This is a genomic window from Microbacterium phyllosphaerae (assembly GCF_050628115.1).
GTDB classification, from domain to species: Bacteria; Actinomycetota; Actinomycetes; order Actinomycetales; family Microbacteriaceae; genus Microbacterium; species Microbacterium phyllosphaerae_A.
Genome location: NZ_CP192502.1, coordinates 3,106,508 through 3,125,395 on the forward strand (window position 1 = coordinate 3,106,508; position 18,888 = coordinate 3,125,395).

Here is an 18,888-nt window from a genome sequence, read left to right on the forward strand (position 1 = left end):
GCGGGGCTACGCTGGAGGGATGACCTCATCTCCTCGCACCCCGTCTGCCATCGACAAAGTCGCCGATGAATGGGTCGACACCATCGCAGTACTCGCTCCGACGCTCGGCACCTACATCGGTCGAGACGAAGTCAACGATCGGTTCGGCGACCTGAGCCCCGCCGGTCACGAGGAGATCGCGTCAGCGACCCGTGCGACGCTCGCGAAGCTCGACGTGCTCGAACCGGTCGACGCGATCGACGAGGTGACCAAGACCGACCTCTCGGCGGAGCTCAGTCTCGATCTCGAGCTGCACGACGCGAGGTGGCACCTCCGCGATCTCAACGTGATCGCCTCGGCGGCGCAGGACGTCCGCTCGGCGTTCGATCTCATGCCCACCGCGACCGCCGACGACTGGTCGGTCATCGCCACTCGACTCGCTGCCGTGCCCGATGCACTCCGCGGTTACACCGAGACGTTGCGGGCCGGTATCGCCTCTGGCGTCACGCCCGCACGTCGCCAGGTCGTCGAGGTCGCCACGCAGATCGATCGCTACACGGCCGACGACGGATTCTTCGCCGCGTTCGTCGCGGACGCCGCGCCCCAGGAGGGCAACCTCCCGGCATCCCTCGCCCGCACCCTGGCCGACAACTCCGCGGCGGCCCGTGTGGCCTATGACGAGCTGCGGAGCTTCCTCGCGGAGGAGCTGGCTCCTGCCGCGACCGAGGTCGACGCCGTGGGCCGCGAGCTCTACGCCCTGAACTCGCGCCGCTTCCTCGGCGCGACGATCGATCTCGACGAGACCTACGAGTGGGGTCGTGAAGAGCTCGCGCGCATGGTCGCCGAGCAGACGGCGATCGCGAACGAGATCCTCCCCGGGTCGTCCGTCGAAGAGGCCGTCGCCCATCTCGAGGCAGATCCTGCACGCAAGCTCGTGGGCACAGAGGCGCTGCAGCGGTGGATGCAGGAGACGAGTGATCGAGCGGTCGCCGAGCTCGGCGCGACGCACTTCGACATCCCCGAGGCCATCCGGACGCTCGAGTGCATGATCGCCCCGACGCAGGAAGGTGGCATCTACTACACGGGGCCGACCGACGACTTCTCGCGCCCCGGGCGCATGTGGTGGTCCGTACCGGAGGGCGTCACCGAGTTCGACACCTGGCGCGAGCTCACGACCGTCTACCATGAGGGCGTTCCGGGCCATCACCTGCAGATCGCCCAGGCGGTATACAACCGGGCTGAGCTGAACTCATGGCGGCGCCTGCTCGCCGGCACGTCCGGCCACGCCGAGGGCTGGGCGCTCTACGCCGAGCGTCTGATGCAGCAGCTCGGCTACCTCGACGATCCCGCTGATCGACTCGGCATGCTCGACGGGCAGCGGATGCGCGCGGCCCGCGTCGTGCTCGACATCGGCGTGCACCTCGGCAAGCCCCGTCTCGACGGCCAGGGCACCTGGGACGCCGACTACGCACTCCAGTTCATGCGCAAGAACGTGAACATGTCCGACCAGTTCGTGCAGTTCGAGGTCAACCGCTACCTGGGCTGGCCCGGGCAGGCCCCCTCGTACAAGGTCGGTCAGCGCATCTGGGAGCAGGTTCGCGACGCCTATCAGGCGGAACACGGAGCGGACTTCGACGTCAAGGAGTTCCACAAGAGGGCGCTCGACATGGGCGGAGTCGGCCTGGACACGCTTCGGACAGCTCTTCTCGCACGGTGAGGGAATGCGTCCACCCCGCCTTGTGTTCATTCAGTTGAATAGAAAGGGCTGACATGAGCATCGAGTTCGGGCTGGACACCTTCGGCGACATCACGAGAGGCGCCGACGGCGAGCTCCTCACGGGAGCGCAGACGATCCGCAACATCGTCGAGCAGGCGGAGATGGCCGACCGCGTCGGCGTCGACTTCTTCGGGGTGGGGGAGCACCACCGCACCGAGTTCGCCGTCTCGGCCCCCGAGATGGTGCTGGCCACCATCGCCGGACGCACGAAGGACATCCGTCTCGGCACCGCGGTGACCGTGCTGTCCTCGGACGACCCGGTGCGCGTGTTCGAGCGGTTCTCGACCCTCGACGCGCTTTCGAACGGGCGGGCCGAGGTCGTACTCGGCCGCGGATCGTTCATCGAATCGTTCCCCCTGTTCGGCTACGACCTGCGCGACTACGACGCGCTGTTCGAGCAGAAGCTCGAGCTGTTCGTCGAGCTGCTCAAGGAGGAGCCGGTGACGTGGTCGGGAACCATGCGCGCCTCGCTCGAGAACGCGAACGTGTTCCCCAAGAGCGAGAACGGCCTGCGGACCTGGGTCGGCGTCGGTGGCAGCCCCGAATCGGTCGTGCGCGTCGCCAGGCACGGGCTCGGTCTGATGCTCGCCATCATCGGAGGGCCGGCCGGGCGGTTCCGGCAGTTCGTCGACCTCTACCATCGGTCGGTGACCTCGTTCGGTACGACATCGCACCCGATCGCCGTGCACTCGCCGGGGCACATCGCCGACACCGACGACGAGGCATGGGAAGCCGCATACTCCGGTTTCGAGGCGATGAACAACACGATCGGACGCGAGCGCGGGTGGCCTCCCTACAGCCGTGCGCGGTTCCAGAACGACATCGGACCAGCCGGCGCACTGTACGTCGGTTCGCCCGATCGCGTCGCCGCGAAGATCGCCGACACCGTCACGACACTGGGTCTCGGCCGTTTCGACATGAAGTACGCGACGGGCACTCTGTCGCACGAGGCGATGATGCGCAGCGTCGAGCTCTACGGCTCCGAGGTCATCCCGCGCGTGCGCCGGTTGCTCGCCGACCGAGACTGACCTCCAGGCTCGGCAGCCGGTGCACGCCCCTACGATGTAGGAATGGCCAACACCGAGCTGCCGAGCCGGGCATCGATCGCCGGTCGTCTCGACGACCTTCCGTTCACGCGTCGCCATCTGCGGCTCCTCACCGGCTCCGGCGTCGGCTGGGCGCTCGATGCGATGGATGTCGGCCTCATCTCGTTCATCCTCGCCGCGCTGACTCAGCAGTGGGGCCTCACGAAGACGGACGCCGGGTGGATCGCATCCGTCGGATTCATCGGCATGGCACTCGGTGCGACCCTCGGAGGCCTCCTCGCCGACCGGCTGGGACGACGCCAGGTCTTCGCGCTCACACTCCTCATCTACGGAATCGCCACGGGAGCGAGTGCCCTCGTCGGCGGACTGGCCGCGCTTCTGGTGCTGCGATTCCTCGTCGGGCTCGGGCTCGGCGCCGAGCTTCCCGTGGCCTCCACATATGTGAGCGAATTCGCTCCCGCGCGGATCCGCGGGCGCCTCATCGTGATCCTCGAGGCGTTCTGGGCCCTGGGGTGGACAGCCGCGGCGCTCATCGGCTTCTTCGTCATCCCTGCATCCGACAACGGATGGCGCTGGGCCTTCGCGCTCGGCGCGATCCCCGCCGTCTACGCGCTGATCGTCCGCTGGGGGCTCCCCGAGTCGCCGCGGTGGCTCGCGTCCCGCGGGCGCATCGCCGAGGCCGACCGCATCGTCTCGACGTTCGAGGCCGATGCCGGCGTCGAACCCGGGCCCGCCATCAGACGAGAGCCGGTATCGCGTGCGATGGCGATCACCACCCGGGCACGCCTCACGACGCTCTGGAATGCGGAGTTCCGCGTCCGCACGGTGTGCCTCTGGATCGTCTGGCTGTGCGTGAACTTCGCATACTACGGGGCGTTCATCTGGATCCCCAGCATTCTCGTCGATGCGGGGTTCGATCTCGTCCGCTCCTTCGGGTTCACGCTGATCATCACGCTCGCGCAGCTGCCCGGCTACGCCGTGGCCGCCTGGTTGATCGAAGTCTGGGGACGCCGGATCACCCTGTCGGTGTTCCTGATCGGCTCCGCGGTCTCGGCCGTCTTCTTCGGCACATCGACCACCGAAGTCGCGATCATCGTCTCCGGCATGGCGCTCTCGTTCTTCAACCTCGGGGCGTGGGGTGCCCTCTACGCCGTCACTCCCGAGATCTACCCGACGTCGCTCCGAGGCACGGGTGCGGGCTGGGCGGCGGGCGTGGGGCGCATCGCATCGATCGTCGCCCCTCTGGCCGTGCCCGTCATCCTCGTCGCCGGAGGAGCCCCTGTGCTGTTCGTCGTGTTCGGGGCCTGTTTCGTGGCCGCCGCCGCCGCCGCGTGGGGCCTCGTCGACCGCGGGGGAGTCGCACTCGACGACCGCTGATGAAGCCGCCTGTCGGCGAGCAGGAATAGGCTGTCGTGGTGACAGACGTGCGCTATGTGGCCATCGGCGATTCCTTCACCGAGGGAGTGGGTGATGTGCTGCCGGACGGACGAGAGCGAGGCTGGGCCGACCTGGTCGCCCAGGGGTGGGCGGATGCCGCGGGGCACTCGATCAACTACGCGAACCTCGCGATCCGCGGCAAGCTCGCCTGGCCCATCGTCGAGCAGCAGCTCGAACCGGCACTCGCTCTTCGACCCACGCACCTCTCCTTCAATGGCGGCGGCAACGACATGCTGCGTCCGCGCACAGACCTCGAGCACATCGCCGACGCGTTCAGCCGGGTGCTCCGACGGTGCGATGAAGAGGGCGTCACGCTGATCCTGCTGTCGGGCGCGAACCCGAGCGGCCAGCTGCCGATGGGCTCACTCGTGCAGCGCCGCGGCGACCAGCTCTCCGACGCCGTGCTGCGCAGGGTCGAGGGGCGCGATGACGTGGTGCGAGCGCTCAACTGGCCCGACCGCGAGCTCGCCGGAGCGAAGTACTGGTCGGAGGATCGGCTGCACATGAACGCAGCCGGTCATCATCGGGTCGCCGCTCGCGTTCTCCACGGTCTAGGCTTCGAGCCTCCGTCGACCTGGTGGTCGCCGACGTCGCTCACTGCGGGGGGACCGGCCGGTATCGCGTACTACCGGGAGTTCGTCGGGCCCTGGGTGAGGCGGCGCGTCACACGCACGTCATCCGGTGACGGCCGAGCCGCGAAGTACCCGGAGTGGGTCGAGAGAGTGCCTCAGGCGTGACCGACATCGAGATGCGCCGCATCGGTGCAGGCACGGTGACCTTGCACGACGCGCGACGCAAGGTCGAGCGCATGGTGGACGTCGAGGATTTCGAGATCGGCGTGTTCCCGATCACCGAGGAGCAGCTCGCCGAGGTGCTGCCGATCCCCTCGAGACACCCCCGACGACCGGCCGCAGATCTGAGCTGGCTCCGTGCGGTGCACTTCTGCAATGCGGCATCGGAGTGGGAAGGGCTCGATCCGGTATATCGGTTTGACGGACAAGACGTCACGTGGGACGTCACGGGCGACGGCTACCGACTTCCGACCGAGGCCGAATGGGAGTATGCCTGCAGAGCCGGTTCGAGCGGGCCGCACTATGCGCCACTGGCAGACGCGGCCTGGACGAGCGCCGACGGGCTCTCGACACCTCAGGACGTCGGGGGAAAGCTGCCCAACCTGCACGGCCTGTTCGACACTCTCGGCAACGTGTGGGAGTGGTGCTGGGATCTGCTCGATCCCGCCCGGTACGACGACTACCGGGTGTTCCGCGGAGGCGGCTTCGCAGACGACTCATGGAGCGTCCGTGCGTCCGTGCGACGCGGGGGAGCCCCGCGGATGCATCACGAGGACGTCGGGCTCCGCGTAGCCCGCGGCGCCTTCGAGACGCCTGGCGAGGCGCAGGGGTGGTCGGACCGCGCGGATCGGGAACGGGCCGCGTTCGACGGCCCTGTGCCGTTCGGCTGGACACCGCTGCGACGTCCTGGGCGCTGAGCTGTGCGTTGAGGCCGATGGCCCTCAGCCGCGCGGCATCTGCTTGATCATGTAGCGGTTCGGGCCCGGAGACTCGGCGAACCCGTACTGCGCGTACAGTCCGTCTGCGGTGCTCGTGGCGAGCACGATCCTCTTCACCGTCGAGGAATCCTGCAGGTCCTGGATCACGCCCTCGACGACCATCCGCCCGATCCCCTTGCCACGAGCATCTTCATCCACGAACACGTCACACAGCCACGCGAAGGTCACCCCGTCGGTGACTACGCGGGCGTACGCGACCTGCCGGCCATCGGAATCGCGCACCGAATAGTTCCTCGATGCGTCGATCGCGGCATCCTGCGTCTCTCTGGTTCGCCCCTGAGCCCAGTACGACTCGACGCTGAGCCAGTGGTGAACCAGGTCGCGGTCGATGAGAGCAGGATCGGCGGAGAACGTGAAAGCTGAGGGCATGCGCTTCATCCTAAGAGCTGTCAGCGTCGCTTCTCGGGATCCAGTCCCATTCGAATGCGGGTGCGCTTGCGTTCGATCACGATGAACGTCACGCCGAGTATCCAGAGCGGGATCGGCATCAGGAATGCGATGCGGAACGCCTCGAACGAGTAGGTCTCGGGTGTCCCGGCGCCCTGGATGTCGAGTGCGAGGCCGATCAGCCAGATCGCGATGAGCGCGGCGATGAAGCCACCGGCGTTGGTCACCCCTGTCGCCGTGCTCAGACGGTGCGACGGATTGTGCGTGCGGGCGTGGTCGAAGGCGATCATGCTCGCGGGGCCACCCGTGGCGAGAGCCACTGCGAGCACGTAGAGAAGCCAGATCGGCGCGGGTTCCGGCATGGCGAGGACGGCGACCCACGTCACCAGCTGCACTCCGACCGCCGGGAGCACGAGCGCGACCGAGCGCTGGTGGGGAAGGCGTCTCGAGAGGTCGCCGATGATCGGGCCGAGTGCCATGCCCGCGACCACGTAGACCGAGATGATCCCGGCGGCGTGGGCGGTGTCGAGCCCCTGAGCGGCTGTGAGGAACGGCATTCCCCACAGCAGGATGAAGGCGGTGCCGGCGAACGGCGTCGTGAAATGAGACCAGAAGGCGAGTCGCGTGCCCGGGTGGGCCCATGCCGCACGGATGCCGACCCCCGTGTCGATCGCCGAGGTGACGACCCGGATCACGCCCGTGTCGGTGTCGACCGACACATCTGCGCCGCGTTCGACCGGATGGTTGCGGATGAGGAGCGCGACGAGGATCGTGAAGAGCACGCCGAGTCCTGCGATGCTGCCGAACGTGATCGTCCAGGTCGTCGCGTGCAGGAGAGCGGCCAGCGGAACGAGCGCGATGAGCTGTCCGCCCTGTCCGATGATGCCGGTGAACTGCACCATGATCGGACCTCGCTGCGCGGGGAACCACGTCGCGACGAGGCGCAGCACCGCAGGGAAGATCGCCGCATCGCCCGCGCCGAGCAGGATGCGGGCGAACACCGCGATCCCGATGCTGGGGGAGAGGGCCATGGTGAGCTGGCCCGCCGCCATGAGCAGCATGCCGATCGTCATGATGGGGCGCGACCCGAACCGGTCGAGAAGGATCCCGATCGGGATCTGCATGCCCCCGTAGACCGCGAGCTGCACCACGGCGAACAGTGCGAGCGTGGAGGCATCGGCCTGGAAACGGTCGGCTGCTTCGACTCCGACGGCGCCCAGCGAGGTGCGGTTCGTGATCGCGAGGACATAGGCGGCGACGCCCACGCCCCAGATGAGCCAGGCCCTCCACCCCGGGGCGGTCACGGGGGAGCGGGGAACCTGTTGCACCCTTCCACGCTACTCCTCGTGTGCGACCCTGCCGCTCGCGCGCAGCGCCGCGGCATCCTCTTCCGCATGTCGGATGCTGTCGCTACCGTGGCCGCATGACACCTGAACCCGTGCACCACTCGATCAACTACGTCGAGCTCGTCGTGAACGATCTCGAGACCGCGAAGCGCTTCTACGGCGACACGTTCGGATGGGTCTTCGTCGACTACGGTCCCGCCTACGCGGGCATCGCCTCCCCGACCGGAGACGGGTCTGAGGTGGGCGGCCTTCTGCTGTCCGACCAGGCGCGCCCCGCGGGCGGTCCGCTCGTGCTCCTGTACTCCGATGACCTGGACGCCACCCACGCCGCGATAGCGGAAGCCGGTGGCGCAGTGACGCAGGGGCCGTACGACTTCCCGGGCGGTCGACGATTGCACTTCGTGGATCCGAGCGGCAACGAGTTGGGAGTCTGGGCAGCCCAGTGAGGGCAGAATAGGGGTGTGAGCTCGCCGCATCTGCACTCGTCGTCCAGCGAATCACGGCTGTCGATCCATGTTCGGGAATCGCGGTGGGACGAAGCCGATACGGCTGCGGTGAGTGCGCTCGTCCGCACCTATCTACTGCAGACGGAATCGGAGAAGCACGAGCACGGACGGGCCGCGCCGCCTGCGTCGATCACGGCGCTGCCGCCACGATACGAGCGGGAGGTGGCCGATCCGGGCGCCTCCTACGCCGACTGCACCACGCTGCTCGCCATGATCGAGCGACGGCCTGTCGGGGTCGTGATCATCCGGACTAACGGGGGAGAGTCCGAGATCAAGCGCCTCTGGGCAGATCCGGATCTGCGAGGGCGTGGACTCGGATCCGCATTGCTGGACGCGGCGTTGGCGTTGACGCACGGGCGCGTGCACCTGTCGGTCTGGGACTGGCGGGCTCCGGCGATCAGGTTGTACGAATCCCGTGGGTTCGTACGTGTGAAGTCGTGGGATGAGCGCGACCGACTCGTCTGCATGGTGAGACCTGCCCACACTGTGCCCTTGCACTAACTTTCTGCGTCAGAAATACTTAGCCTTATGGCAAACCATGACGGCGCGAACGAGGTGTTCCTTGCTCTCGCCGACCCGACCCGACGCGAGGTCATCCGCTCACTCGGGCGTGGCCCCGCGAGCGTGGGGGAGCTCGCCCGACCCTTCGCGATCACATTGCCGTCGTTCATGAAGCACATTCGCGCACTGGAGGGCAGTGGACTCATCCGCACCTCGAAGAGCGGACGCGTGCGCACCTGCACACTCGACCACGATCGTCTCGCCGTCGTCAGCGACTGGCTCGACGAACAGCGTCACCTCTGGCGGGACCGGACGGACCGCCTCGAATCCCTGGTGACCGATCTGGAGGAGACCGATGACTGACACCACTCTCGACCCGCGACTCGACCTGACTCTCGAGAGGATGATCCGGGCGTCGCCATCATCGGTGTGGCGGGCATGGACGAACCCGGAGCTTCTCGCCCAGTGGTGGGTTCCCGCCCCCATGCAGGCACGTGTCGACCGTCTGGAGGTACAGCCCGGCGGCGGTTTCGTCACCAGCATGCGAGAGGAAGAGGGGGAGTACACCCCGCATACGGATGGAATCTTCCTGGTCGCGGAGCCCGAGCGGCGACTCGTGTTCACCAACGTCATCGACAGTTCCTGGCGGCCGGCGAAGCCAGAACCCGTCTCGATGACTGCGGAGATCACGCTCGACGAGCATGCCGAGGGCACGATGTACCGTGTGGTCGTTCGACATGGCGATCCCGCCGCACGCAACCTGCACGAGGATCTCGGCTTCTTCGAGGGGTGGGGCTCTGTGACGTCGGCCCTGGCCGACCTCGCTGAATCCGGGTTGACGAGGTGAACTCGACCGCTTCGGCTCCCGCGCGAGGAGCGCTGGGGGAGACGACCCTGCGGACGGATCGGCTGACCCTCCGGCCGCAGGTGGTGGCGGACGCCGACGTGTTCCATCGGCTGTGGAGAGAGCGTGACGAACGTGTGCCGCCGCATCGCAGACCCGATGCGACTGGTCACCCGACGGTCTCCGACATCGCGGCTCACATCGCCGAGGAGCGAGACCGACGCTCCGACCTCCTGTCCGTCCAGGACGCGACGACTGGCGAGGTGTACGGATACTGCGGGCTCATCTTCGCAGGCAAAGGATCAGCGGACGAGCCGGAGATCGCTTTCGAACTTCTGAGCAGGGTTCATAATCTCGGCTACGCGACGGAAGCCGCCCGAGCTGTCCTCGCGTGGTCCGACGCGGAGGGATACGAACGACTGTGGGCGAGCGTGTGGGACTGGAATGTCGCCTCGCGCCGCGTCCTCGAGAAGCTCGGTTTCGCGGATTCAGGCGACGATCTTCCGACCGGCGAACATGGACGAACGATCCTGACAGTGAGGGCGCCGAGACCCAAGCCGGCGCTCGCTGCTGAGCACGTCGTCACCGTCGAACACGGCGCGCTGTCGGAGTCTCAGACGGCTGCGCTGGGCGCCCTTTTCGACTCCGAGTACCGGGAGTCGCACGGCGAGTGGGATCCTGACAGTCCGTACGGTTATTCTCCCGCGGACGTGCACACGATGATCTTCCAAAACGACGTGGCCGTCGCCCACGTCGGATTCCAGCGACGCGTCATCCGCGTCGGCGAGCGTGAGGTCACAGTCGCCGGAACCGGGGGAGTCCTGGTCCATCCGGACTGGCGCTCCCGCGGAGCCGGCCGCCGGGTGATGACCCACGCCCAGCAGGCGATGCGCGACGACGATCGTGTCGAGTTCGGCTACCTCGGCTGCCGCGAGGAAGTCGTGTCGTTCTACGAGCGCACCGGCTGGTCACGGGTGAACGCCGTGGAGCGTCACGTGTCGATGACCGACGCGCAGGAGACTGTGACGTCTGCCGGTGCGCCGATCCTCATCTTCTGCGCAGGCGCGAATCCGCGTGTTGGAGCGGAGCAGTGGCCGCAGGGCGACATCGACCTCAATGGCACGCCGTGGTGATCCTCACTCGCGACCGCCGTGCGACGTTTCGGGGAGACGCCTTTCCCATTTAACTGGATAATTCCCTTATCACTTCGAGACCTATTCGACCGGCCTCAGCCATGACCGGCTCAGAGCGTGGGCAGCATGACGCTGCCGAAGACCTACTCATCAGAGACGCGCTAGACCGCGTTGCACAGGTGAGTACCCGAGCCATCGCGAAGGCGGGAGCTTCCGTTCAGAACCGGGTTGTTCCCCGCCTGCTACGCCACGTCAAACCCTTCGGCCCGTGTAACAACGCAGCTCTAAGTGAGCCGGGTTCGATGAGTAGCTTCGTTGGGGTCGTGCGTTGGGCATTGCGCTTTCGGACCGGAACGCGGTGTCGGAGGCACTGCTCACTCCTGACGTCGTGGGATGTCCGGGGTGAGACTAGGAGGCGTCGTGCCAGCTGTCCTGGACGTGTGCGAGGAATTCTTCCCGGGCAAGGGTTCGGATGTGAAAATGGGCGGCGGTGCGCCGGACGGCGATGTCATTGGACACGATCACCCATTCGGGGCCGAACAGCACGGCGCTCGAGTCTTCGGTCGCATCCAAGGCGCATGCGACGAGCATCGGATCGGCAGTGCCCTTGTTCGCGTACAGATTCACCAAGGTGGGGTCCCCGACAGGGACGCACAGCATCACCCGCTGCAGGTGGGTGAGGACCCGTGCGGTGGTCAGATACTCCACTTCGTACTCCGCGGGCGGGTGCCAGCGTGCCTCGTACAAGACGTCGGACGGGACACGGCACCGGGTGAGGAAAAAGGCTGAGCTGCGGTGGGTTTCGGACAAGTGGGAGAGGACGTTGGTGTCTAGCAGGTACATGTCCTCATTCATCGCAGAGCCGCCCGGAGCTCTGGGATCCCGGTGGGGTCGATGATGTTCAGTCCCACGACCCGGCAGAACTCGCGGGCGGACAGGCGGTTCTCGTCCACGGCGCGCAGCATTCGTGTGGTGAGGGAGCGGCCGCTGTATTTCCGGATCGCGGTGACGGGTTTCGGGGACCTGGGTCGCGGTTTCGGGCGTGAGCGGAACTCCGCCGAGAGAACTTCCAACCAATCGAGGGCGACATCGCGGGGGATGAGGCCTGCGCGCATCGCCCGCACCGTGAGCGCACTGGGCGTGACCTTGAACATATCGGCCGCCGCGCGCACCTCCCCGAGGGCGTCCAGGGGCAGGCCGTTGATGTCGGCGGTGGGCATGAGGAGCTCCCCGGCGATGTCGTATTCGTACCGGGAGTCGGGGGCGGTGCTGAGGGCGTCGTAGGTGACGGGCGCGAAGATCCCGCGGGCGATGAGGACTGTCATCAGTGTGAGGGTGAAGATCTGCCGTCCGGTCGGTTCCTGGGCGTCGCCGTGGTCGCCGCCGGCGAGGAAGATGAACGGCACTCTTGTGTCCCGGACTGTCATTCCGCTGAACTTCACGGTCAGCAGCTGCGGCATCACCCCGCGGACGCTCTGGGATACGAGGATCTGGTTCGCTTCGATACGGTCGACGAGTGCCCGCAGGGCCGCATCCTTCGTGCGGGTGGCGGTCAGCATGCCTGGTGTCCATCCGAGGGTTTCGGCGAGGACCGCGGCGTCTTCCTGCACGGTGGGGCGGGGGCGGCGGAGGACACCGAGGACCTTGTTGCGGGTGAGTGTCGGGTCATGGTCGCGCGCAAACTGCTGCTTGCGGAGCAGGTCTTTCACGATGAGTTCCACGTCCCGCAGTTTCACCATCGACCGGGTGTTGACCGTGAACGTGTCGGGTGAGACGCCCTGAAGGAGTTTTTCCGTTTTCATCTGCACTTGCGCGTGGACGACGTCCGGCGCGGCAAAAAACAGAGGGTGAGGGATGTGGGCAGTGCGGGCGAGTGACAGCAGATCTCGGTAGAGGATCTCACCCGTGGCGAGGGCGCGGCGGTACGCTGCTCGGGCGTTCACGACCGAATTGTCCAGCAGCTCGACGAACACGGCATCATCCGCGCTTACCCGAGCGCCACCAATCAGCACGTCCACCTGGGACCCCCCCTCAGCTGCAGGTGTACTGCGACCCTCCCACACCTCCGGGCGCAGCGTCGAGAGGCCGCGCGGGCATTGCATCACAGGGGCGGGTAATCGCAAACAGGGGGTGTCAGCGACGTGTCCGTCCTGGCCGGTGGCTCCCGATTGCGGTTGAATCGGACGGTGGCCAGAACGATTGACGACTGGGGGCGCAGCTACCCCCTGGCACCGGGACCAGATGCGGTGTGGCCGTTGGGTAACAGTTGGGTCGGTGTAGGCCGTCTGCGGCAGGCACTGGCGTTCTCTGCTCGGGCGCAGTCGCGTACCGCGGTCCGTCAATACGTGTCCTCGGATCGGGACGAGCTGCTGCACGCGGCGATGGCCGTCGGTACGGCGTCGGAGCTGTTGCTGAAGGCGCTTGTGCACCACACCTCTCCGGCACTTCTCGCGGACCGGGGGGATAGGGATTCGCTGTTACTGCTGGCCGGAGTGACCGCTCCGGCGGTAGACCCGTTGCGGTTCCGGTCGATCTCCGCGCTGGAGGTGCACCGGCTCGCGAAGCACCTGCACCCAGCGCTGCCGGTGGATGTCCGTCAGCCGGAAGCGTTGACGGCACGGAACGCGGCCGCGCATCTCGGGATCGTGGACCCGACGCAGCTGCGCCGAGCGGTCACCCAGCATGCCGTCTTGGTCGGCGGTGTCCTGCCGCTCCTGAACCTGGACGCGGATGCGTTCTGGGGAGCAGACCTGATGCCGTCTGCGGCGGCGCTTGTCGACAGGGCCCGCTCAGACACGGCCCGAATTGTCGCGTCGAAGCTCGCCAGTGCTCGCACCGCTCTGCGAGCACGGATTCGCGCGCTTCCGGAGGCGGCGCAAGCTGCCTATCTGGCGGCGCTGTCGGGAAGGAAACGAACGTTCACCGAGCGGGAGGAGCCCCACGCGTGCCCGGCGTGCGAGCAGCAGGGTTGGCTGCTGTGCACGGTGGAGCGTGGCCCGGTGGAGCCGGACCTGTTCGACGAAGGTCGGAGGTACCGGGAGGTGACCGCCTACCCGTTCGCGTTCGAATGCAACGTGTGCGGGCTGGAGCTCGAGGACGACGAACTGTCCGAATTCGCGGACATCCCTGTCGAGATCGAGCTGGAGAGCGAAGACGTCGAGGAGTAGCCACTCCGCTGGCTCAACGTGCCAAGGTTTGGCGGATGTTCGTTATGCGTGCGGGTTCGGGTGCGCGCCCGCGGGTCGCAGGAGCACCCAGTCCTCGTCGAACGGGTACGAGGGCAGCATGCGTGCTGCGATGGGCCAGATGCGCTCACCCCAACGCACGACGAGCCGTTCTGGCGCTGTGTCGCCGACGACCTCGCCGAGGGTCACGGTCGGGCGGGACCAGTCAGGGGCGGGGTCAGTGGCCTCCGGGTGACGAACGAAGTTGAGCGGCCGAGTGGCGTCGTCGATGGTGAGGGTGATTGATCCGTCCGAGTCACGGTGCACGTCGGTTACCGCACCCCACCGGTCATGCCACCCGACCGCGACTGGCCGAGTTGGGTTCTCAGACGCCTCCCGGTGCAGGCCTTTCGCTAGTGCCGCGCTAAGCGCTGCAATCTCCGCGGCCACGAATCGTTCCACCCCGTCCATCCCGTCTACGACTCGAATGCGGGAGCTGTCGACGCCGAGCGCGCGCACCCTGTCACGCACCCCATCTCCGTCTGGGTTGACCACAACGATCTCCTGCACGCCCGTGGCGAGGGTGGTGGTTAGTAGCCGGGCGAGGGCGGTGTCAGTGAGGGGGAGGGAGTAACCGGCGAGAACGACCCGCTCCGCGGTAACCAGCGCCTCCCGCGCCTGCTGCCATACGAACCGGGTGCGCGGGTTGTCGAAGTAGCCGCCTTTCGAAGATGTGGGTGGGACGATGAATACCTCCCGTCCTCCTACCATCGCCTGGTGCGCGCGGGAGGGAGTGGCGGTGTCGACCTCGATCCGGTCTAGCGTCATCCCTGTCACATCCCCGGGGACACTGAACCAATCCACGGACCCGTGCAGTTTGTGCAACCGAAGAGTGTCACGGTCAACGAACCCCGTTGCTTTCCCTTGGAACACGCCTCTCGAGTTCGGGATTCCAGTCACGACGTCGTCGACAAGGACGGCGGTGTCACCGTCGAAACGGACACCCCCGCGAATGGTCTCTTCGATAATCGTGTCGTAGTTCAAGGTGACGATGTCGCTCTGCATCCAGTGCGCGGTGTCGACAAACTGTGCCAACCATCCAGGCCCCCCGGAAGCGGTGACCGGTTGTTGCGCGGTGCGGAGGACAGCCGCCAACGCCCCGGACAGTTCCGCGAACCGGGCCCGGTCCCGCAGGTGCTCGGCTTCGCTGAGGTAGGGCTGGCGTTCCGACAACCACGTCAGCCAGCTTTCGAACGTAATCCCTTCATTCGAGAACGCGGGGATGTCACCGCCATCCGCCCAGGACAAGGATGAGATCGCGTGCCGTCCGAGCTCATCCGTAATTGGCATCGTCGCCGACACAGCTTTGGAGAACCCCGCCCCGAGGATGAAAGTCGTGCGGGGGAGGAGAGCAGGGGCGCGTTCGATCACTTGCCCATTCTGGCCTGCCCGCAACTCGTGTGGCAGGTGGTGTGTCCATGCAACACTGACCCGTCGTTGCGGTGTGGTGGTTATGGAGTCGAGGTTGCGGCGCAATGGAGCCGTACGGAACCCCTTCAGGTGAGATGGTGCCACTATCGACGATGCCGAGGGAGCTGAGCAGGTAGGTCACGTGGCCTCGCACGTCGACTTCTGTGTCATACATCCACCGCATCTGAAGTTCGTCGCACGAGGCCGCGATGACGGCGCCGGCGGACGTTGAGGAGGCGTCCGCACGGAAATCGCCTCGACTCTGCGCATCAGTTAGGGCTCGGTGGCTACGTTCTGGAAGGATTCGTACCGTTCCCGGAAATAGTCGTGTGCGACGTGCCCCCGATCCTTCGCCTCAATGACCTCCACCAACATCAACTGTGTCGTGCTTCCGTCGGATGCCGGGTGGCATCTGTAGTGACTCCACCGGCGACTGCCCAGGCTCACGGGGCCATCCGGTGTACCCGGGCGGCTCCGCGACCGGAACTCACGCGCGTGGCGGTGTCCTCAGCTCACGAATGAGACCCGCCAGGTCGGGGTAGATCGCCGCCGCGTTCAAACCGGCCGTCTCCTCTAGGTGGATTCGCAGTTTGCGCTTGACCCTCGCCGGAATGTGAATCGTGACGAACGGGACGTATGAGCGCAGATCCAGGGGGATGTCGGGGGCGTCGCCAGGTCGGCGGTCATGCGGCACCGGCACGCCCAGGAACGACGTAGCGTTGGCGATCTCGGTGGTGTTCCAATCCTCGTCGAAGTACTCCGAGTACAGATCCGCCACCGGTTTCGTCACGATACTCGAGGCGCCGAGCAAGAAGCCCGCTCTCTGAGCGCGCATGCGCTCGTTGCCGGCGGCCGGGGGGAACCAGGGCCACATCGACGTGCCGGTGCCCCAGTCAAACTCTCGTCGAAGCGACTCCGTGGTCCATTCATGCCAGAACAAGTCCGGGCTGTCAGTAGGCAGGTCCCGGTCGTTCTGATCCAAGGCCCAGACGATGACACGGGCCGCCTTCGACTCGAGGGACTTGTCCCATTCGACCGCGAACCAACTCGCGACGTTCGGGTCGCGACTGATATCGAGAAGTCGCGTCGGTGCGCCGTTGTGCTGCAACGAAGATAGGAACCCCATCCCCGGGGCGGTAGAGATTCCCCACTGTGCGGCTGAGCCGAACGCTCGCTTTTCGTAGTCGACGAGGTTCTCCTCTGTCGCGGAAACCTTCTCCTTCTCAATCAGATGCCGGTGCAAAGAACTCTGGACTGGCCACTCGACGTCTTGCTGCCCTCTCCACACCAGTCGGTACCCGCTGTAGTTGGACTGGATGGTTGCGATTACCTGCAGGTACTCGTCGATGCTGTTGACGGTCACCGCGTGCTTTCCGAAGAAGGCGGCGGGGCTATTGCGCTTTCGCGGCGCGGGCGCAGTCGCTTTGTCGGCGTCGTCGAGCTCCCGCTCTGGATAGAGCTTCGGATCGGACGTCGAACTCGCAGCAGCTTGAGCGGAGAACTTCAGTAGCTCCGGCAAACTCCGTTGCAATCGCGCGTCGATGATGGCCTTGCGGCTCCAGTCCGCGCGTGCGGGCGCGACGAGGCTCGCTATCTGCTCTTGCAGCGCTTGTGGGTACTGCGCCGCGATACGACGAAGCAGATTCTCGATGGCGGGGGAGTCTTTGAAGGCGGCCCCGGGGTTGCTCCGTGCCGCTGCGGCGGCGGCACGTTCGGAGAGGAGCCGGAGGGCGTCGGCTACAGCCTCAGGCGGTTCAGGAAGTCGGGGCGTCGCTACAGGCTCGTTGGAGTCATCCGTCACGCGACCATGCTACTGCGCTTGGGGTCAGGAGCATCAGTACGCGCTCGCAACGGATGAGTCAGAGCACCGACTCTGCGGTCCATCGTGATTGGCCTCGAGGCCTCCGCATTCGATGCCGAAGTCATGGGCCTCTATGTCGTCGGCAACCGCCGTGAACCTGGTGGTTGGATCCGAGTGCGAAGGCATCGATGCGCCCGGCGCCGTCGTTGTTCAGCAGCTGTTCTCTGTCGAGAGGTAGCCGTCAACACTGCGCCCCGGATCATCAATACGAGAACTAAAGGATCCGGTCGAAGGATCCGGTAGTTGGAAAGCGATGTTCATTCATTTGTCCGGAGCCACTCGGTGAACACGGGAAGGGCCGTGTCGTCGATCCGATCCCCAGGGCGGACGTCGTCCCACGCAAAGTTGGGCCGACGCTGCCCGTAAAGGTCCCCGAGCGTTTGAAGGACCTCGGAGAACGAGGGAGGCGCCACACCGGCCTTGACCCGTTCCAGGATCTCGGCGATCTCAAGCTCAGAGGTATCCTTCCAGGTCGCTGCTCCCGAAGGCGGGACAAGAACGCTGCGCTCCAGAAGCACTCGCGCCATCTCAATCTGGTCCGTCGTGATGACAGTGTTGCTCCAGGAAGCTTCGGCGTGCGCTCGTCGACGTTGCATGTGTTCCCACTGGGCCTCTTTCAAAGCGTTGCTGAACCCCGCGACATGAGCTCGGTGGCGATTCAGTAGTCGTTGGGTCTGCATGTAGGCGTCGCTTTCAACCTCTCCTTGAGCATCCAGCTCTCTCATGGTGGCGAGTCGTGTCCGTAGCAAGGCTTCTTCTCGATCCCGCGCAAGTGTGAGTCGGCGGATTGCCAATTCGAGCTCCGAGGTGCCGAGGGAGCCGAAATCTTCTTCGTCATGGGAAATCGGCGTAATCGGGCTACCGTGGAAGTACTCGTTCACCCGAGATTGAGCCTTTGAGACCTCCGCGACTTCTTGCACCGCGTCCGAGGTGATGGAGTCGTCGTCGTACTCCCTCGCCAGTTCCATGAGCGCGTACGGCGTCAGGAAGTAGATGCGCTTCCCGCTGCGCTTCCGAAATTCATCGATGAGCTCGACGCGCGGTCCGATCTTCTTGCCTTTGAACTCGCGCCACCAGTCTTCCTTCTGGTCGTCGCCCACGAAGATCACCGCGGCAGAATCCGCCTCGGCTTTGTCCAGGATCTGGAACCAGAGTATGAGGTCGCCGAAACGGTCCGGTTCCGGCTTCTTCGCGTCCTTATAGCCGGGCGGGATCTCCCGGTCGTATCTATCTGTGCCTGCCTTGAATATCTCGAGGCTCTTGTCGTCATCGTAGGGTGCCCCTACTCGACCGGCGTAGAGATCGGTGATGACATCGGTGGTCTCGTCGTGGCGAGCAGCGTCGAGGACGTCAGTCTGATACTTCTCGCGCGTTGCCTCGATCTTACTCTCGATGGTGGCTACGGCCTCGGACACGGTTGACCGCAGATCATCGAGGTTCAGTGTTGGGTGGTTCCGCAGCTTCCCGACGTCGTTCGTTACGCTGGCGAGGGCCGCATTCGCTTTGGTGATGAGGTCGTTGAACGCGCTCGACTGCGCATCAATCACTCCGAGGCGGTTGCGGTGAAATTCGAGACCAACCTGGTGAGGCAGCCAGAGGCGTTCTCGCTTCGCGGACAGCACCTTGAGGAATGCTTCGCGAGTGGAGTTTGTGTAACGGAACAGGTTGAGGAGCGCGTTGGTGTCGAGCACAACGAGCGCGTTCTCCCACAAATCGGACATCTCGTCCTTGGTGGGCTTGTAGTACGCGGGGAATACGTCTCTCACGGAGCCTCCAGTGTCGAAGTTAACCTACCGGAGGGCCGCTCATCGCGGACTACCAGGCGTCCATAGACGCGATGACGGCGGGGGTCGACACGGCGACACAG

Annotated in this window: 18 protein-coding genes; 11 read left to right on the forward strand and 7 right to left on the reverse strand. The window is 65.8% G+C overall.

The window, feature by feature from the left end; translation table 11 throughout:
* Window positions 1-19: 19 nt before the first annotated feature.
* Genes ACQ4LY_RS14865 through ACQ4LY_RS14885 form a run of 5 tightly spaced genes read left to right on the forward strand, consistent with a single transcriptional unit; the run spans window position 20 to window position 5,728 of the window.
* The gene (locus ACQ4LY_RS14865) at window positions 20-1,696 is read left to right on the forward strand and encodes a DUF885 domain-containing protein (RefSeq protein ID WP_431072700.1); all 1,677 of its coding nucleotides are present in this window, start codon (window positions 20-22) and stop codon (window positions 1,694-1,696) included.
* A gap of 53 nt (window positions 1,697-1,749) precedes the next feature.
* Window positions 1,750-2,784 (forward strand): LLM class flavin-dependent oxidoreductase, encoded by a 1,035-nt coding sequence (locus ACQ4LY_RS14870; protein WP_431072702.1) that lies wholly within the window; start codon window positions 1,750-1,752, stop codon window positions 2,782-2,784.
* A gap of 42 nt (window positions 2,785-2,826) precedes the next feature.
* A complete protein-coding gene (locus ACQ4LY_RS14875; RefSeq protein WP_431072704.1) occupies window positions 2,827-4,179 on the forward strand; it encodes an MFS transporter in 1,353 nt (450 codons plus the stop codon).
* Window positions 4,180-4,226: 47 nt separating this feature from the next.
* Window positions 4,227-4,976 (forward strand): SGNH/GDSL hydrolase family protein, encoded by a 750-nt coding sequence (locus ACQ4LY_RS14880; protein WP_431075693.1) that lies wholly within the window; start codon window positions 4,227-4,229, stop codon window positions 4,974-4,976.
* Between the two features lie 11 nt (window positions 4,977-4,987).
* Window positions 4,988-5,728, forward strand: a complete 741-nt coding sequence (locus ACQ4LY_RS14885) for a formylglycine-generating enzyme family protein (RefSeq protein ID WP_431075694.1) — start codon at window positions 4,988-4,990, stop codon at window positions 5,726-5,728.
* A gap of 24 nt (window positions 5,729-5,752) precedes the next feature.
* Here ACQ4LY_RS14885 and ACQ4LY_RS14890 read toward each other — a convergent pair whose 3' ends face one another.
* Both ACQ4LY_RS14890 and ACQ4LY_RS14895 read right to left on the reverse strand, forming a co-directional pair.
* The gene (locus ACQ4LY_RS14890) at window positions 5,753-6,178 is read right to left on the reverse strand and encodes a GNAT family N-acetyltransferase (protein ID WP_431072706.1); all 426 of its coding nucleotides are present in this window, start codon (window positions 6,176-6,178) and stop codon (window positions 5,753-5,755) included.
* A 20-nt stretch (window positions 6,179-6,198) separates the two neighbouring features.
* On the reverse strand, window positions 6,199-7,524 hold the full coding sequence (locus ACQ4LY_RS14895) for an MFS transporter (RefSeq protein ID WP_431072708.1): 1,326 nt from the start codon (window positions 7,522-7,524) through the stop codon (window positions 6,199-6,201).
* A 95-nt stretch (window positions 7,525-7,619) separates the two neighbouring features.
* Between ACQ4LY_RS14895 and ACQ4LY_RS14900 the strand changes: the two genes are divergently transcribed.
* From ACQ4LY_RS14900 to ACQ4LY_RS14920, 5 genes are read left to right on the forward strand one after another with little or no spacing between them, the layout of a single operon-like run.
* Window positions 7,620-7,988 carry a VOC family protein gene (locus ACQ4LY_RS14900; RefSeq protein WP_056307742.1) on the forward strand — a complete coding sequence of 123 codons (369 nt, stop codon included), beginning with the start codon at window positions 7,620-7,622 and terminating at the stop codon, window positions 7,986-7,988.
* A gap of 15 nt (window positions 7,989-8,003) precedes the next feature.
* Window positions 8,004-8,549 carry a GNAT family N-acetyltransferase gene (locus tag ACQ4LY_RS14905; protein ID WP_431072711.1) on the forward strand — a complete coding sequence of 182 codons (546 nt, stop codon included), beginning with the start codon at window positions 8,004-8,006 and terminating at the stop codon, window positions 8,547-8,549.
* Between the two features lie 27 nt (window positions 8,550-8,576).
* Window positions 8,577-8,912 (forward strand): ArsR/SmtB family transcription factor, encoded by a 336-nt coding sequence (locus ACQ4LY_RS14910; protein ID WP_431072713.1) that lies wholly within the window; start codon window positions 8,577-8,579, stop codon window positions 8,910-8,912.
* The gene (locus ACQ4LY_RS14915) at window positions 8,905-9,396 is read left to right on the forward strand and encodes an SRPBCC domain-containing protein (protein ID WP_431072715.1); all 492 of its coding nucleotides are present in this window, start codon (window positions 8,905-8,907) and stop codon (window positions 9,394-9,396) included. Before ACQ4LY_RS14910 ends, ACQ4LY_RS14915 begins: the two co-directional genes overlap by 8 nt.
* Window positions 9,393-10,526, forward strand: a complete 1,134-nt coding sequence (locus tag ACQ4LY_RS14920; protein ID WP_431072717.1) for a GNAT family N-acetyltransferase — start codon at window positions 9,393-9,395, stop codon at window positions 10,524-10,526. The genes ACQ4LY_RS14915 and ACQ4LY_RS14920 overlap by 4 nt, the downstream gene beginning before the upstream one ends.
* A 408-nt stretch (window positions 10,527-10,934) precedes the next feature.
* Here ACQ4LY_RS14920 and ACQ4LY_RS14925 read toward each other — a convergent pair whose 3' ends face one another.
* Window positions 10,935-11,381: a hypothetical protein gene (locus tag ACQ4LY_RS14925; RefSeq protein ID WP_431072719.1), complete on the reverse strand. Its 447-nt coding sequence runs from the start codon at window positions 11,379-11,381 to the stop codon at window positions 10,935-10,937.
* Window positions 11,378-12,589: an ImmA/IrrE family metallo-endopeptidase gene (locus ACQ4LY_RS14930; protein WP_431072721.1), complete on the reverse strand. Its 1,212-nt coding sequence runs from the start codon at window positions 12,587-12,589 to the stop codon at window positions 11,378-11,380. Before ACQ4LY_RS14930 ends, ACQ4LY_RS14925 begins: the two co-directional genes overlap by 4 nt.
* Before the next feature lie 123 nt (window positions 12,590-12,712).
* On the opposite strand from ACQ4LY_RS14930, the gene ACQ4LY_RS14935 reads away from it, so the two are divergent.
* Window positions 12,713-13,693 (forward strand): hypothetical protein, encoded by a 981-nt coding sequence (locus tag ACQ4LY_RS14935; RefSeq protein WP_431072723.1) that lies wholly within the window; start codon window positions 12,713-12,715, stop codon window positions 13,691-13,693.
* Window positions 13,694-13,735: 42 nt separating this feature from the next.
* Here the strand turns inward: ACQ4LY_RS14935 and ACQ4LY_RS14940 are convergent, their stop codons facing one another.
* The 3 genes from ACQ4LY_RS14940 to ACQ4LY_RS14950 form a co-directional block, all read right to left on the reverse strand.
* Window positions 13,736-15,121: a hypothetical protein gene (locus tag ACQ4LY_RS14940; protein ID WP_431072725.1), complete on the reverse strand. Its 1,386-nt coding sequence runs from the start codon at window positions 15,119-15,121 to the stop codon at window positions 13,736-13,738.
* 526 nt (window positions 15,122-15,647) lie between these two features.
* The gene (locus tag ACQ4LY_RS14945; protein ID WP_431072727.1) at window positions 15,648-16,961 is read right to left on the reverse strand and encodes an FRG domain-containing protein; all 1,314 of its coding nucleotides are present in this window, start codon (window positions 16,959-16,961) and stop codon (window positions 15,648-15,650) included.
* Window positions 16,962-17,278: 317 nt separating this feature from the next.
* Entirely contained in the window at window positions 17,279-18,787 is a 1,509-nt protein-coding gene (locus tag ACQ4LY_RS14950; RefSeq protein ID WP_431072729.1) for a PIN-like domain-containing protein, read from the reverse strand.
* Between the last annotated feature and the right edge of the window lie 101 nt (window positions 18,788-18,888).